General features: G+C 58.1%; 13 protein-coding genes and 1 pseudogene. 11 read left to right on the forward strand and 3 right to left on the reverse strand.

All coding sequences use genetic code 11. The features are described 5' to 3' along the window. Nucleotides 1-333 precede the first annotated feature (333 nt). The 4 genes from KQP88_RS07145 (at nucleotide 334) to KQP88_RS07160 (ending at nucleotide 3,955) form a co-directional block, all read left to right on the forward strand. Nucleotides 334-873 carry a BRO-N domain-containing protein gene (locus KQP88_RS07145; RefSeq protein ID WP_216705218.1) on the forward strand — a complete coding sequence of 180 codons (540 nt, stop codon included), beginning with the start codon at nucleotides 334-336 and terminating at the stop codon, nucleotides 871-873. A gap of 474 nt (nucleotides 874-1,347) precedes the next feature. Continuing rightward, a complete protein-coding gene (locus KQP88_RS07150) occupies nucleotides 1,348-1,887 on the forward strand; it encodes a BRO-N domain-containing protein (protein ID WP_216705219.1) in 540 nt (179 codons plus the stop codon). 265 nt (nucleotides 1,888-2,152) lie between these two features. Beyond that, entirely contained in the window at nucleotides 2,153-2,611 is a 459-nt protein-coding gene (locus tag KQP88_RS07155; protein WP_198728352.1) for an SRPBCC family protein, read from the forward strand. 51 nt (nucleotides 2,612-2,662) lie between these two features. Next, nucleotides 2,663-3,955 (forward strand): NTP/NDP exchange transporter, encoded by a 1,293-nt coding sequence (locus KQP88_RS07160; protein WP_407681816.1) that lies wholly within the window; start codon nucleotides 2,663-2,665, stop codon nucleotides 3,953-3,955. Nucleotides 3,956-4,010: 55 nt separating this feature from the next. On the opposite strand, the gene KQP88_RS07165 is transcribed toward KQP88_RS07160, so the two are convergent. Beyond that, nucleotides 4,011-4,379 carry a PH domain-containing protein gene (locus KQP88_RS07165; protein ID WP_198728353.1) on the reverse strand — a complete coding sequence of 123 codons (369 nt, stop codon included), beginning with the start codon at nucleotides 4,377-4,379 and terminating at the stop codon, nucleotides 4,011-4,013. Between the two features lie 678 nt (nucleotides 4,380-5,057). On the opposite strand from KQP88_RS07165, the pseudogene KQP88_RS25530 reads away from it, so the two are divergent. The 7 genes and pseudogenes from KQP88_RS25530 to KQP88_RS07195 all read left to right on the forward strand — a co-directional run. Next, nucleotides 5,058-5,342: pseudogene (locus tag KQP88_RS25530) on the forward strand (HAMP domain-containing protein); the annotation flags it as partial. A 132-nt stretch (nucleotides 5,343-5,474) separates the two neighbouring features. Continuing rightward, complete coding sequence (locus KQP88_RS25535; protein ID WP_407681827.1) at nucleotides 5,475-6,200, forward strand: methyl-accepting chemotaxis protein; 726 nt, start codon at nucleotides 5,475-5,477, stop codon at nucleotides 6,198-6,200. 162 nt (nucleotides 6,201-6,362) lie between these two features. Next, nucleotides 6,363-6,968, forward strand: coding sequence for a hypothetical protein (locus KQP88_RS07175; protein ID WP_216705221.1), 606 nt, complete (start codon nucleotides 6,363-6,365; stop codon nucleotides 6,966-6,968). Nucleotides 6,969-7,130: 162 nt separating this feature from the next. Beyond that, complete coding sequence (locus KQP88_RS07180) at nucleotides 7,131-7,415, forward strand: DUF5629 family protein (protein WP_200994242.1); 285 nt, start codon at nucleotides 7,131-7,133, stop codon at nucleotides 7,413-7,415. A 93-nt stretch (nucleotides 7,416-7,508) separates the two neighbouring features. Then, nucleotides 7,509-8,681: a lactonase family protein gene (locus KQP88_RS07185; protein WP_216705222.1), complete on the forward strand. Its 1,173-nt coding sequence runs from the start codon at nucleotides 7,509-7,511 to the stop codon at nucleotides 8,679-8,681. A 184-nt stretch (nucleotides 8,682-8,865) separates the two neighbouring features. Then, nucleotides 8,866-9,048 carry a hypothetical protein gene (locus KQP88_RS07190; protein WP_198728357.1) on the forward strand — a complete coding sequence of 61 codons (183 nt, stop codon included), beginning with the start codon at nucleotides 8,866-8,868 and terminating at the stop codon, nucleotides 9,046-9,048. A 276-nt stretch (nucleotides 9,049-9,324) separates the two neighbouring features. Then, nucleotides 9,325-9,504, forward strand: a complete 180-nt coding sequence (locus tag KQP88_RS07195; RefSeq protein ID WP_198728358.1) for a hypothetical protein — start codon at nucleotides 9,325-9,327, stop codon at nucleotides 9,502-9,504. Nucleotides 9,505-9,580: 76 nt separating this feature from the next. On the opposite strand, the gene KQP88_RS07200 is transcribed toward KQP88_RS07195, so the two are convergent. Together KQP88_RS07200 and KQP88_RS07205 are read right to left on the reverse strand one after the other, a co-directional pair. After that, a complete protein-coding gene (locus KQP88_RS07200; protein WP_216705223.1) occupies nucleotides 9,581-13,225 on the reverse strand; it encodes an AAA family ATPase in 3,645 nt (1,214 codons plus the stop codon). Next, a complete protein-coding gene (locus KQP88_RS07205) occupies nucleotides 13,222-14,466 on the reverse strand; it encodes an exonuclease SbcCD subunit D (protein ID WP_216705224.1) in 1,245 nt (414 codons plus the stop codon). The genes KQP88_RS07200 and KQP88_RS07205 overlap by 4 nt, the downstream gene beginning before the upstream one ends. Between the last annotated feature and the right edge of the window lie 23 nt (nucleotides 14,467-14,489).

Below are 14,489 nucleotides of genomic sequence, written 5' to 3' on the forward strand. Positions count from 1 at the left end.
GAAGCTGCCGCCTGGCATCTTCCCTTTCCCTTGAGTGAAATTTCCTAGAAAATCCCGACCGCTTGTATGTGTCGATGCGGGGATTTAAGGTGCGGCGTCGCTGCAAAATCAGCGGCCGGGTTTAGCGATCCGAATCCCAAGGCACAGCAGTGCTACACAACCTGCTTCAAGCGAGCTTTATGCTTGAGGCATGCGTTATGGCGGCTGTGCGTCGGAGACCTTCGGGTCTGCCGGTGTGCCTTTGGGGCCGGTTCGCTAACCGTCGTACAGCCGCCACCCACATGCGTTTAGCGACGTATCGGGTGGTTAATTCCCCAAAGGAGTTTTACCCCCATGGACCTTCCATACCCTTCATCACCCTGCACCGATCACTTCGAACCCACGATCTTCATCCGCCACCACCGCATGCTGCGCGCCGTGATGCTGGACGCCCAGGTCTGGTTTCCCCTGCAGGACCTGGCCCGGTTAATGGGCAAGCAACTGGACGAACGCGCCACCCTCAAGCTCGATATCGACCAGCGCCGCACCGTCTGGCTGCTGACCCACGGCAACTGGGAAAAATGCCTGATGATCAGCGAGTCGGGCGTCTTCGCGATGCTTGTTCATCACTACGTTCCTGAAAACCGCGCACTGCGCCGCTGGCTGGCGCAGGAAGTATTGCCGGCTCTGGATGTTCGTCATGCAGAAGTAGCCGATCAGCCATTGCTGTACCAGATGCGCTGGCAGGGCAATGCCCTGAGTTCGCTGCAATGGCGTGGGGAGTTGTGGGTGAAATTGCGGGATCTGCCGGAGCTGGTTCAGGTGCAGGCTGGTGTTGTGACCGGGTCCTGGTGGCGACGGTTGATGGGGCGGCGGCGGTCGTTTTTGGCTTGATGAGGTGGGCGTGGCGATCAATCGGATTGGTTGATCGTCAGGCCATATGAGCATAAATGCTTGTTCATGGTTTTCGTCAGAGTGTCGAGCCTCCCGGAAAGTGATGTATGCCTTGATTGGTCGTGTTCCACGCAGTCCACAAGGAAGCTGCCGCCTGGCATCTTCCCTTTCCCTTGAGTGAAATTTCCTAGAAAATCCCGACCGCTTGTATGTGTCGATTCGGGGATTTAAGGTGCGGCGTCGCTGCAAAATCAGCGGCCGGGTTTGACGACCTGATCCTGCACTCGCAATCGCGCTCCATGCTGCCTCATGCCATTTCATGCATGAGGTTGCTTCATGGCGGCTGTGCGTCGGAGACCTTCGGGTCTGCCGGTGTGCGCGAGTGAAGGCCGGTTCGTCAACCTTCGCACAGCTGCCACCCAATTCGTTTGACGACGTCCGGCAGCTCTTTTTCTCACAAGGAGCTTTGACACAATGGACCTTCCATACCCTTCATCACCCTGCATCGATCACTTCGAGCCCACCATCTTCATCCGCCACCACCGCATGCTGCGCGCCGTGATGCTGGATGCCCAGGTCTGGTTTCCCCTGCAGGACCTGGCCCGGTTGATGGGCAAGCAACTGGACGAACGCGCCACCCTCAAGCTCGATATCGACCAGCGCCGCACCGTCTGGCTGCTGACCCACGGCAATTGGGAAAAATGCCTGATGATCAGCGAGTCGGGCGTCTTCGCGATGCTTGTTCATCACTACGTCCCTGAAAACCGCGCACTGCGCCGCTGGCTCGCGCAGGAAGTATTGCCGGCTCTGGATGTTCGTCATGCAGAAGTAGCCGATCAGCCATTGCTGTACCAGATGCGCTGGCAGGGCAATGCCCTGAGTTCGCTGCAATGGCGTGGGGAGCTGTGGGTGAAATTGCGGGATCTGCCGGAGCTGGTTCAGGTGCAGGCTGGTGTTGTGACCGGGTCCTGGTGGCGACGGTTGCTGGGGCGGCGGCGGTCGTTTTTTGCTTGATGGGGGCGTCTTGACTGGAAGGGTTAGCAGTCTTCCCGGATAAATCCGGTCCCACCTGGTTCGCATTCTGTGTAGGGGTAATGCTGATCAGTTAAGGTCATTGAATGACTTTGTGGGAGGCAGCTTGCTGGCGACTTTTTACAGACGCAGAATATCTGCCGGTTTCAGACTTTTTTCGCCAGCAAGCTGCCTCCCACAAGTGTTGTATGAGCCTTAACTGATCGGCATGACTGTGCAGGAGCGAACGGTGACCCAGGAGCAGAAAGTGCGGCAAAACCGAATCAGGATGATCATGCCGGCCAGCGCCGCCGACGCCTTTGAGGCCTTTCACGATCACGACGTGCGCATGCGTTGGGACAGCTTGTTGTCGCGGGCTGAAGTGGAGGGCGGTGGCAGTCACCCGTATGTCGGGGCAATCACGTTCAATCAGGGGCGTGGCTGGAAACGCTTTTTCGCCATGCGCACCCGATTTGTGAATTATCAGCCGGGCAGGGTCGCGGCTGCCGTGCTGGTGGAGCCTGCTGGCTGGTTTGAAGGCTGGGCCGCATCGATGCAGCACCGCGACATTGATGATGCCCGCTCGGAGCTGATTTACACCTTCCGAATCCAGATGCGCCCACGCTGGTTGGGGCGAGTGCTCGACCCGCTGGTCAACCGCCTGTTCGAGTACGAAACCCGGAGGCGTTTTGCTGCGATGGCAGAGTATTTGCGGGCCAGGGATTGAAATAGGCTTTACTCCAAGGGTCGTATGCGGTTCACCTCATCTGGAGCCCCCATGCCGAGCAAGCCCGCTACGCCGCTGATGCGCACTGTCTCCAGGCTGTTCAATGTCGGGCAGGATGAGGCGCAGCCGGTCGTCGTCGGTTTGCTGATGTTCTTCACGCTGTTTACCGGCTATTTCATGTTACGGCCCGTGCGGGAAACCATGGGGATTGCCGGTGGCGTGGACAACCTGCAATGGCTGTTCACCGGAACCTTTCTCGCGACGCTGGTCATGCTGCCGGTGTTCGGCTGGCTGGCTTCAAGGCTGCCGCGCCGGGTTCTGGCGCTGTGGGTCTATGTGGGCTGCGCCTGCATCTTGCTATTGTTTGCCGCGGTTTTCCGGCTGGAGCCGGACAACGTCTGGGCGGCACGAGCCTTTTATATCTGGCTGTCGGTATTCAACCTGATCGCCATATCACTGGCCTGGAGTGTTTTGGCCGATGTGATGGTGGCGTCTCAGGCCAGGCGCACCTTCACGCTGATTGCGGGCGGTGCAAGCGTGGGCGGTCTGGCCGGTCCGGTTCTCGGGGCTTTGCTGGTAAGGCCGTTGGGGCATGTCGGGCTGTTGATCATAAGTGCCTTGCTGCTTCTGGCCTGTGCCGCAGCGGCAACAAATCTGCATCGCTGGCGGGATGCGCGACCGTTGTCCCAGGCCGACGAACCGGCCCCCAGACACAAACCCTTGGGCGGCAACCCGTTCGCGGGCGCCACCCAGACCTTTCGTTCGCCCTACCTGATGGGCATCACCCTGTTCGTGCTGATGCTGGCCAGCATCAATACCTTCCTGTATTTCGAGCAGGCGCGTCTGGTGGCCGAGTATTTTCCGGATCGCACCGAGCAGACGCGAATCTTCGGCCTTATCGACGCGACTGTGCAGGCATTGTCCCTGATCGTTCAGGTTTTCCTAACCGGGCATCTGGCCAGACGCTTTGGGGTTGGCCTGTTGCTGGTGGCTGTGCCGCTGTTGATGGTGCCGGGCTTTCTGGCGCTGGCGTTCGCGCCTTTGTTCTCGATATTCGTGGTGGTCATGGTCATTCGCCGTGTGGGCGAATATGCGCTGGTCAGGCCGGGACGCGAGATGCTCTACGCCGTCGTGCCTGCCGAGCAGAAGTACAAGGCCAAGAACTTTATCGACACCGTGGTCTATCGCGGTGGCGATGCGGCGAGTGGTTGGCTCAAGCGTGCCATCGACTTGCTTGGCGATCATCCCGCAGCCGCCATGATCTTCGGCGCGCTGCTGGCGGCGTGCTGGGGCGTGTGCGGTTTTCTGCTGGGGCGCCGTGAGCGGGCGCTGGAGAAGCCTTGATCGTTTCTGCCGGCAGGTTAAGAAACGATCAACAGGCGCTTTGTGTGTTACGAACCTAGAAGATGTGCCTGGAGATAATCCTGGAAATTTCCACAATCTGGGTCTTGCCGGTGAATTCGAATTTCACTTTGCCCAGGGCCGAGAAATAAACCTCGAGTTCGGAGTCCAGGTCGAAAGTCCCGGAGGTTTCCACGGAGTAAGCGACGATGTTCTTGTAGGGCAGGGACGTGAAATCTTTTTTGCTGCCGGTGATGCCCTGTACATTGACCGCAATGATTCGCTTGTTGGTGAACACCACGCCATCGCGCATCGATTTATAGGAGTCGATGATCTGTTCGCCTTCCAGCAGAAGCTCAGTGACGCGCTCGGCGTATTCGCTGTTCTGTTTAAGCTTGAAGAAGCCCTTGTTGCTGAAGTCAATCATCCCTTTATCCCTGTCTTCAAAGTATTTTGCCTGCCGGCTGTGCGTAGCGCGCCGAGAATAGCACTCGGCCACAGTCAGTGTCGGACGTTTCACTACGGGCCATGAAACGAAAGCCTGCAAATAGGCTTAACTAACCCGGCGAGGGTGCCGATAACCAGTCTGGAACTAGGTTTTGCTCTATCTGAAGGACCACAAGAGGGCGGCAGGGTGTCTATAAAACTACGTTTGCTTCTGCTTATGGGGACCGGCGTAATTGCCATCCTGATCACCAGTCTGGTGAGTTATGTGGGCAATGCCCGGATGTCCGATGCGATGGAGGACAACGAGGTCAGCATGACCGCGCTGCGCAACCATCTTGAGGCCGACATGATGCACGACGCCCTGCGCGCGGATGTGCTCTCGGCGATTCTGGTCGGCCTTGGCCAAAGCGACAGCAGCAAAGACGAGGTGCGTAGCTCCATTGCCGAGCATGCGGCGCTCTTTCGTAAAGTCCTCGGTGAAAACCTCAACTTGCCTGTGAATGACGCCATCAAGGCGGGGCTGAACAAGGTCAAGCCCAGCCTGGAAACCTACATTGCCGCTGGCGAAAGAATCGTCGGGCTGGCTCTCGACAAACCCGAGAGTGCGCATCAGGAACTGGGCGTCTTCAACAAGGCGTTCAGTGAGCTGGAAGACGAAATGGCCGGCCTGAGCGAGCTCATCGAAAGCAGCACGCAACAGGCCAGTGAAGAAACCCGACAAGCCAGCAGCAACGCCAACCTCACCCTCGGCGCGGTATTGATTGCCAGCTTGATATTGCTGATTGTTCAAGGGCTCTGGGTCATCCGCAGCATCATGGGGCCGTTGTCGTCCGCCAGCCGTATTGCCGAAAGCATCGCCCATGGCAACCTGAGCGAGTCCATTGTCGAACCCCGGCAAAAGGATGAGGCGGGCATGTTGATCCGCAGCCTGGCGATCATGCAGCGCGACTTGCGGAGCATGATCGAGGTGGTGCGCAGCAATGCCCATGGCGTCGCTGGCATGAGTCAGCAATTGAGCAGTGGCTGCCATGAAGTGGCGGACAGCAGCCAGCAGCAAAGCTCGGCCGCCAGCACCATGTCCGCAGCGACCAGTGAAATGACGGCCAGTATCGAAGAAATCACCCGACACGCCGAACGTGCCTTGAACATGGCCAACCAGGCTGAAGCACTGGCCCGAAATGGTGGTCGCGTGATTCATCAGGTGGTCAGCGATATGGAAAGCATTGCCCGCTCGTCGCAGCAGTCGGCCCAGGTGATCCGCAATCTGGATGAAGAGTCCGAAGGCATCTTCAATATTATCCAGGTGATCAAGGGCATCGCCGACCAGACCAACCTGCTTGCGCTCAACGCCGCCATCGAAGCAGCACGTGCCGGCGAGCAGGGACGTGGATTTGCCGTGGTGGCCGACGAAGTAAGAAGCCTGGCCGGACGCACCAGCGCCTCCACCCAGGAAATCGCCAGCATGGTTTCCCGTATCCAGCAAAACACCCGCGAAGCTGTCACCAGCATGGAAACGGGCGTGGCCCAGGTCGACAAGGGCATGGCCGTCACCGCCGAAGTCGAAACCGCCATCAAGGACATCCTCGATGCCACGCTGAGCACCACCCAACTGGTCAACGACATCAGCCGCACCATCAGCGAACAAAGCCTGGCCAGCAACGAAATCGCCCATCAGGTGGAAATGATTGCCAGCATGTCCGAAGGCAACAGCAGAGTCATTGGCCAGACTGCCGGGACGACCGATGAGTTGTCGGCGCTGGCGGGGCAGTTGTCGCAGTCGGTGGATCGGTTCAGGCTTTGAGTGTGCGGGGGACCGATGTCAGATAGATAAATACTATCTGAATAAGTCCCCCGTGTTCTTATATAGGTTTTTCTCTATAAGACGATAAAAATATCTTCCGAATTTCATTCTGTGAATTTAAATAAAATTTTTTAAATTAAAATGTTCTGGTCATGCCGCTCGATGTTGTTCGTATCCAGAGGAAGTGCTGCTAATGTAAAAGTGAATGCAGGTGCTATAGGAGATGGCACAATGGGGAATCTAATGGACAGTTTTGCAAAAGCTGCACCGGGTTCGACATTCAGGGTTGAGGAAAAGTCGGGGCTTGTGAGTTTTTTATACGAAGGAGAACTTAAGTCCGTCGATGTGTCGAAAAGAACTATCGGTATATTGCATAAGTTTTATAAAGGAAAGGTTTATACGGTTTCTGTTGATAATATTATATCCGTCAACGGGCATGAGCCCTGGGATGCCTATTCCGTGAAAACGGCACCGCCAGACGGTCAAAATATTATTGAGTGGGATGGGGGTAAATGGCTCAACAGTTACTCGTATGACCTGGGATTTGATATGGAGACTGTATTCTCTCAAATCCCGGAAGGCACTGAACTTGTAATGCCGGCTGACTTCTGCGGAACCCAGGTGCCTCAGCATGGTTTGCTTGCACTGGTCGACTATCAGACCGGGCTGGCAATTCTGGAGAGCATCACTTCGCCCGGACAGAAAATCAAGGTGCCCATGGACAAAGTGGCTGCGATTGAAAACGGAGTGATCAAGCCCGTCAAGTAGGTGGTAGAAAGATCGAAAAGGACCATGCTGACAGCGCACCTCATACGCTTCTACACGGCAAGATCAGGGGGCTTGATTCATCCGATAAGTTGGCACTTTAATTTCGGCCTTTGCCCCCTTTTGCCCTATCATTCGCCTTTTCACAAAGGCCGATGAACCCTCATGACAACCGCACCCACCACCCTGCTCGCCGCTCTGCAAACCTCCACAATGCTGGAAATCGACGGGCTTCACGCCTGGGAGTTTTCCCTGGCCGATGATCTGAATATCGAGTGCATGGATGGTCGTGAGCGCAAGGTATGGCGTTTCAGCCTGGCGCAGATTCAGGCGGCGACTTTCGATGAAGGCCTGCAAAGCTGGGTCGTCAACGATGGCAATGCCGATCACCGCATCATCTGCCTCGATGCGTTCACTCCCAACGATGAAGATGAAAGCGATCTGGATTAAGCCTCGCGCAAAACTACATGAGCGATAGCCTGTCATACCCCTGACTGTCGCGAAGCCGGCACCCATAATTTCAACAAGAAAAGGAATGCCCCCATGACTCCTGCGTTCTTGCCGTGGCTGGCGCTTGCCAGTGCAATCAGCATTTTCCCCGTACAGGCTCAAACCATGTCCGATACCGATTTGCTGGTGGGTTCCTACACCCAGGGCAAGAGTGAAGGGATCTACCGTTTTGCTTTCAACAGCCAGACTGGCAAGATCGATCCGGCCCCGCGCCAGGTGATCCGTGCTGAAAACCCTTCCTGGTTGACCCTGTCGAAGGACGGGCGTTACTTGTACGCGGTCAACGAGAACGGTCCGGGGCAGAGCGATGTTGTGGGCAAGGTCAGCAGTTTTGCCATCGCGCCCAAGACTCATCAGGTGACGGCTCTAAATCAGGTCGTGAGCAAAGGCGAGGAGCCGACTCATTCGAGCCTGAGCCCTGATGGGCGTTATCTGTTCGTTTCCAACTATGCCGTACAGCCTGATCCTGGCGGGTCTCTGGCGGTATTGCCGGTGGGCAAGGACGGCAAGCTTCATGACGTCGTGCAAACGGCCGGGCCTAATGTTGCCAGCCAGGTGAATCCTGAGCGGCAGATGTCTTCCCATGTGCATGCCGCAGTGCCGACGCCGGATGGCAAGTACGTGGTTGCTGCCGACCTGGGAGCCGACAAGCTGTTCGTGTACAGCTACGACGCCAGCCAGGCCAGACCTCTGCAACCAGCCAGTACGCCTTCGGTGCAGTTGCCGGGCGGTAGCGGGCCTCGGCATATCCTGTTCAGCAGCGATGGCAAGCATGCCTGGCTGGTTCTGGAAATGTCGGCTCAGGTCGCGGTGTTCGATTACTTGGATGGCGAGTTCAAGCAGACCCAACTGGTCGACCTGAAAAACCAGGGCGTGCAGCAACGCAATGGGGCTGGTGGTCTGCATGCGTCGCCTGATGGCCGTTTCCTGTATGTCGCCAACCGTGGCGAGGCCAATCAACTGCTGGTTTTCCGGATCGATCCGACCACGGGCCAGCTTGAAGAGCTACAACGTCGTTCGGTGGAAGGTACTGAGCCACGGGAATTCAGCTTCGATCCCAGCGGTCAATTCATGCTGATCGCCAACCAGAAGAGCAACCAGATCGTCACGGTTCGCCGCGACCCTCAAACCGGAATGCTGGGTGAGACGGTGCAGAAAATCGATTTCGATTCACCTTCGGATCTGCATTTCCTGACCGCCGATTGATCGTTGAAAAGGCTCAAGCCCGCGGTTTGCGCGGGTTTGAGCAACTATCAATCCAGATGATATGCGTTAGTGGCATAAAAGATTTTTGAATGAGCAGCCTCGGGCGTAACTTTGAGTTCAAGCCAGAACGGCCACCACTTGAATCCAAGCGTGCATATATAAAAGACCACCGAGGGTTGACGACATGAACTTCAATATCTTTTCCATCATTGCAGCATCGGCTATTTCCGCATCTGTTGTTCTTCCTGCCAGTGCCACTGTTGAAGTGACCGACAAAAAAGCCCACGCGACCCAGACGTACACACCCAAGTACCTGCAACAGAGTGCCAACTTCTATGCTGCGCTGGACCACAAGACCGCGCAGTAAGCACTGATCCCACGGTTTTACTGGCTCACACAGGTTTTTGCGACCACTGCCCATTGCGTGGCAGACCATGCATCTACTGTGGACTGGGCTGACCCCGAATCCCCCGTTACTTAATGAGTGACGGGGGATTTTTTATGCCTGGTTAGTTGTCAGGCGTTGATACGTGATATTTCGTATATCAAAAAAACGCATAGTAGCTATGCATAACCATGGTTTTTCAATACAACGGATATCGACGATCCTGTTGGCCATGCAAAACACTATGGAGTTCTAAACATGGCCACTGCCATCCTGGGTTCAATCAAACAAGGCGCCTATATCGCGATTTCTCTGTATGTGGTTTTCATTGCCGTGGTGACCATCACCAGCCTGCATCCACAACTTAAAACCCGCGCTTATGAGTCGGCAGCACCTTCGGTCGTCGTGGCTGCGGCCCCACAGGAACGTGCTTCGTGATTGTGGTTGTTCGCGAATGAATTCGCTCCCACGGGCTGGGAGCGAATCGGGCGGCGCTCCGCTCATTCGCGAATGCTCAATCCCCAACCTCTATCGTACTCAACCCATTCCCCTGTCGACGTACCTTGATCTGCACCGGAATCCGCTCATGCATTTCCTGTACGTGAGAGATCACGCCGACCTTGCGCCCCTGGGCTTGCAGGCCGTCCAGGGCGTCCATGGCCAGTTGCAGGGATTCGGGGTCCAGGCTGCCGAAGCCTTCGTCGATGAACAGCGATTCGATACGCAAGGTGCTCGATGCCATCGACGCCAGTCCCAGTGCCAGGGCCAGGGAGACGAGGAAGGTTTCGCCGCCCGATAACGAATGCACCGAGCGCAGTTCGTCGCCCATTTCCGTATCCAGCACCAGCAGGCCCAGCATGCTTCCGCCACGCTTGAGGCGATAGCGGCGTACCAGTTGCCTGAGCTGGGCGTTGGCGTGATGGACCAGCAGGTCGAGGTTGTAGGCCTGGGCGATCTTGCGGAATTTGTCGCCTTCCGCCGAACCGATCAGTGCCGCCAGACGCGCCCAGCGTTGGTACTCGCCTGTGGCCAGCGCGATGCGTTCCTGCAATTCGCTATTGGCATTGCGTCGCTGTTCGTCTTCGCTCAGCCGGGCGCGCAGGTCGGCGCAGTGTTGTTCGCTGACGTCACATTCAATCTGAATCTGGAGCAGGGCAGCGGCCAATTGTTCGTTATCGGTGATGTCGCTGTGTTGCGCCTGATGCTGTTGCAGGCGCTGTTCGCGCTCATGCAGTCGCACCTTGGCTTGCTCCAGGGCCTTTTCGCTGAGATTCAATTGCTGGCGCAACTGATCGATGCGGGCATCGTCGTAAGTCAGCAGGCTTTCAAGCGAAGCGTCATCCAGTTCCTGATGGGTGCTGCGCCACTCGTTGATCCGGCCGTCGAGTTCGCGGGACTCCTGCTCCAGAGCCAGCAACTGCTGTTGATCGGCCTTGAGTTCGGCGCCGAGCTGAATCAGTTGATTGTGGACATCCTGCAACGTCTGGCTTGCCGATGTTTCGGCGTGTCGGGCCTGTTCGACGGCCTGCTCCAGCGCTTGTTGCCACTGCTGGGCATCGGCATGGGAGCCGAGCAACTCAGTGAGCACCTGCTGGCTGGCCTGTTGCTGCTGACTCAGGGTCTGAACCTGTTCAGCCAGTTCAGCCTGGCGCTGGACCCGGTTCTGTTGCGCATCCTGTTCCTTTTCGATGCGCTGCTGGCGTTCGCGCTGTTCCTCTTGCTCTTCGCCTTGCTGTTCGAGCTGGTCCAGACGCTGGGTCACGCGTTGTTCAAGCTGCATGACGGTGGCCGAAGCGTCGTTGCGCAGGTTGTCCAGCAGCTCGGGTGATACCAGTGTGGCAAGTGCTGTCAGTTCTTCTTCCAGGCGCTCGCGATCTGCTTCCAGTTGCTTGATCTGGTCAGTGACATGCCGTGCGGCGGTCTGGCTGGCTTCATGGGCAGCCTGGACTTGCTGTTGCAGGCGCGCAGCGTCTTTTTGCAGCGTGAGCAATGCAGCCTGACGCTGTTCGTCACGGCTGATGACTTCGTTCAACTGGCTGAGCTGCTGCTTCAGCCAGCTGTCGCGCTGTGCGGCATCACGGTCCAGCAGTTGTGCGCCGAGTGGATGGGCTTGCAGGTCCGGGGCGAGTTCCTGCTGCTGGAGGGCGAGTCTTTCCTGCTGGCGAATGAGTTCTTTTTGCCGGGCAATGACGCCGCCCACCTGCTCGCGCAACTGGTTGTACTTTTCCTTTAACTCATCCACCGCTTTCTGGGCGCCGGCCTGTTCGGTTTCGTCGTGGCGGGTCAGGCTTTGCAGCAATGCTTCGGGCTGATGCCAGGGATGTTCGACGCTGCCGCACACCGGGCACGGCTGGTCGTCCTGCAACTGTTCGCGCAGTTCTTCGACACTGGCGCTGCGGGCCAGACGCTGACGTTCCAGTAATTGCTGAGTGACGCTCAGGGTCTGCTCGGCAACTTTCAGATCATCCCGGGTCTGGATGCCTTCGGCATTGAGCTGGTCGCGTTCCTGCTGGGCGTCTTGTTGCTGCTGTGCGAGAGCCTGCAGTTGTTTATCGATCTCTTGCTGGCTGGCCCACAGGCGGGCCAGTTCCTCAAAGGCGCGTTGCTGCTTGCGGTTGTCCTGCAACAGGCTGCCCAGAATCTGGGTCTGCTCGGTGACAGCGTCTGCTTCGCAATCGGCCTCTCGGTACAGTACTTCAAGCTCGCTGCGCTGCTGGAGCAACTGCTCATCAGCATCGGCGGCACGTTGTTGCAGAGCGGGTAGTTCGTCCTGCCCGTGTTTCAGGCGATTGGCGGTCAGCGTCAGGGATTTGAGCCGGTCGCGCCAGGCGCTCCAGGCTTGTGCCAGCGGGGCGAGTTCGGTGCTGTGTTCCAGTTGCCGGGCGATACGTTCCAGCCGCTCAGCGACCTGTTGCTGCTGATTGCGCAAACCGTCCAGTTGGCTCTGGCCCTCTGCGCAACTCTGGTCAGCCTGTTGCTGGAGCGCGACGATCCTGGCCAGTTCCTGAGTCAGATGGTTCAGGGTGTTCTGGCTTTCAAAGGCCTGTTGCAGCAATGGTTTGGCAGTGTTCTGTTGCTGCTGGGCTTCGAGCAGTCTGGCGTGCGCGCTGCTGCGGGCACTTTCCAGTTGCTGCTGTTGAGCCTGTAGCGTGATTTCCCGGGCTTGATGCTGGCTAATGCGCTCGGCCAGCGGCGTGAGCTGGGCATTGAGGACGATGCGGCGGGCGAAGCGATGACGTTGCGGGCCCAGACGCTCCAGTTGGCCGAGGGTCTGGCGCTGGCCTTGCTGGTTGTCCCAGTCCTGTTGCGCGCTGCTCAGGCTTTCGCTGGCGCTGAGCTGTTCATCGCGCAGGCGATGCAGTTCGGTCAGCCATTGTTGCTTGAGTTCCAGTTGTCGCAGTTGCGCCTGATGGGCCTTGTGCTGTTGCTGGGCTTCGCTGAGGTTCTGTTCCAGTTCGGCGCGCTGCTCAGGCTCAAGCGGGGTGATGTTGCCCGCCTGGGCGTTGAGGGCCTTGAGCGCTTCTTCGGCTTCCTTGCTCTTGCTGTAGGCGCGGCGTCCGAGCTGGCTGTAGATGGCGGTGTTGGTCAGCTTTTCCAGCAGTTCGCTGCGTTCCTTGTCATCGGCCTTGAGGAAGGCGCTGAACTCGCTCTGAGCCAGCATCACGGCGCGGGTGAACTGCTCGAAGTTGAGGCCCAGGCGCTGTTCGATCAGTTGCTCGAATTCGCGCTTGCTCTGGTTGCTGAGGATTTGCTCGCTGTCCAGATCGGTTAGGGTCTGACGGCTGGCCTGCAGCTTTTTAGCCGCGTTGTCACGGGCGCGGTTGGTTTCCCAGCGGGCGCGGTAACGACGCTGGTCGATGCCGACAAAATCCACTTCGGCGTAGCCGCTGCCGGTGCCACGGCGCAGCAGGGTGCGCGGATCGCTGGTGGTGATTTCACCTTCCACGTCCGGGACCTTGGACTGGCCGATATTGCTCAGTCGCGGAATCGCCCCGAACAGCGCCAGGCACAGGGCATCGAGCAAGGTGCTCTTGCCTGCGCCGGTGGGGCCGGTGATAGCGAACAGGCCGGCACTGGCCAGGGGCTCTGCGGTGAAATCCAGTTCGAACGGCCCGGCCAGAGAGGCGAGGTTTTTCAGGCGAATGGCGAGGATTTTCATGGCTGTTCGCTCTCCTGCTGAACTTCACGCAGCAGCGTGGCGAAATCGGTGAGGGTCTGTTCGTCCACCGCGTTGCCGAAGTTTTCCTCCCAGACACGGCTGAACAGCTCCTGAGGCGTGAGTTGCCCCAGTTCGATCAGGGTTGATTCTTCATCGCCGCCGTTGCGGCTGCCATGACCGGCATATTCGGCACCGATACGCACCAGACGCACGGCCTTGCCTTGCAGGGCGGTTTCTATCTGGTTGCGCAGGTCCGGTTGCGGCTCGTCCAGACGCACGCGCACTTCCAGCCAGGGCTGGCGGTCGATGTCGGCCAGCAGGTCGATGTCCGGCAGTTCCTTGAGTTTCAGCAGCAGTTCGGCCAGCGGGGCAGGGCCGAGGCGTTGCAGGTTGACGGCACGGGGGATCAGGCGCGGCTCGACACTGACCAGTTGCTCGCCGTCGCAGTTGATTTCCAGAATCTGGTGTTTGTAGTCGATTTCCGAGAATGACAACGGAATGGGCGAACCGCTGTAGCGAATGCGATCTTCACCGTTGACCCGCTGGGGCTTGTGCAAATGGCCAAGGGCGACGTAGGTGATACTCGGCCCGAACAGGCTGGCGGGCAGGGCTTCGGCATTGCCGATGATCAGGCTGCGCTCGGAGTCTTCGGACACCGAGCCACCGGCCATGTGTGCATGGCTGATAGCGATCAGGGCCTGGCCCGGCTGACGTTTTGCGTTGGCAGCCTCGATCAGCAGTTCATGAACCTGGGCAATGCCGCGCAGGTAGTCGTCACCCAGGATCGCACCCGTGACTTCGGCCGGGCGCAGAAACGGCAAGGCCAGGCACCATGCCTTGATGTCACCTTTTGCATCCGGCAACGGCAGCAGCAGGCGCTCTGCATCCAGCGAGCCGTCATCCAGCCACAACACCCGCCCCAGTGCGTGAGTGCGCAAGCGGCGCATCAGCGGAGCAGGCAATTCGATGCGTGAGCCTGAGTCGTGGTTACCGGCAATCATGACGATGGTCAGCAACGGTTGTTGCTCATGGGCGTTGACGATGAAGTCGTACAGGCGCTCCTGGGCTTTGACCGGCGGGTTGACCGTATCGAAGATATCGCCTGCGATCAGCAGCACATCAGGTTGGCGCTCGGCCAGACGGGCCAGCAGCCAGCTCAGAAAGCTGGCGTGTTCGAAGTCCCGCTCCTGACCGTGGAGGTTCTGACCCAGATGCCAGTCGGAGGTGTGAAACAAACGCATTGATTGACCTGTAAGCGGTGTAT

Source organism: Pseudomonas lijiangensis (genome assembly GCF_018968705.1).
GTDB lineage: Bacteria > Pseudomonadota > Gammaproteobacteria > Pseudomonadales > Pseudomonadaceae > Aquipseudomonas > Aquipseudomonas lijiangensis.

What these genes read in the sequence shown, in the direction of transcription:
- KQP88_RS07160 (WP_407681816.1), top strand. Translation starts at nt 2,663, where the DNA reads ATGCCGAGCAAGCCCGCTACGCCGCTGATGCGCACTGTCTCCAGGCTG.
- KQP88_RS07185 (WP_216705222.1), top strand. Translation starts at nt 7,509, where the DNA reads ATGACTCCTGCGTTCTTGCCGTGGCTGGCGCTTGCCAGTGCAATCAGC.
- KQP88_RS25535 (WP_407681827.1), top strand. Translation starts at nt 5,475, where the DNA reads ATGTCCGCAGCGACCAGTGAAATGACGGCCAGTATCGAAGAAATCACC.
- KQP88_RS07180 (WP_200994242.1), top strand. Translation starts at nt 7,131, where the DNA reads ATGACAACCGCACCCACCACCCTGCTCGCCGCTCTGCAAACCTCCACA.
- KQP88_RS07150 (WP_216705219.1), top strand. Translation starts at nt 1,348, where the DNA reads ATGGACCTTCCATACCCTTCATCACCCTGCATCGATCACTTCGAGCCC.
- KQP88_RS07165 (WP_198728353.1), bottom strand. Translation starts at nt 4,379, where the DNA reads ATGATTGACTTCAGCAACAAGGGCTTCTTCAAGCTTAAACAGAACAGC.
- KQP88_RS07205 (WP_216705224.1), bottom strand. Translation starts at nt 14,466, where the DNA reads ATGCGTTTGTTTCACACCTCCGACTGGCATCTGGGTCAGAACCTCCAC.
- KQP88_RS07145 (WP_216705218.1), top strand. Translation starts at nt 334, where the DNA reads ATGGACCTTCCATACCCTTCATCACCCTGCACCGATCACTTCGAACCC.
- KQP88_RS07175 (WP_216705221.1), top strand. Translation starts at nt 6,363, where the DNA reads ATGTTGTTCGTATCCAGAGGAAGTGCTGCTAATGTAAAAGTGAATGCA.
- KQP88_RS07200 (WP_216705223.1), bottom strand. Translation starts at nt 13,225, where the DNA reads ATGAAAATCCTCGCCATTCGCCTGAAAAACCTCGCCTCTCTGGCCGGG.
- KQP88_RS07195 (WP_198728358.1), top strand. Translation starts at nt 9,325, where the DNA reads ATGGCCACTGCCATCCTGGGTTCAATCAAACAAGGCGCCTATATCGCG.
- KQP88_RS07190 (WP_198728357.1), top strand. Translation starts at nt 8,866, where the DNA reads ATGAACTTCAATATCTTTTCCATCATTGCAGCATCGGCTATTTCCGCA.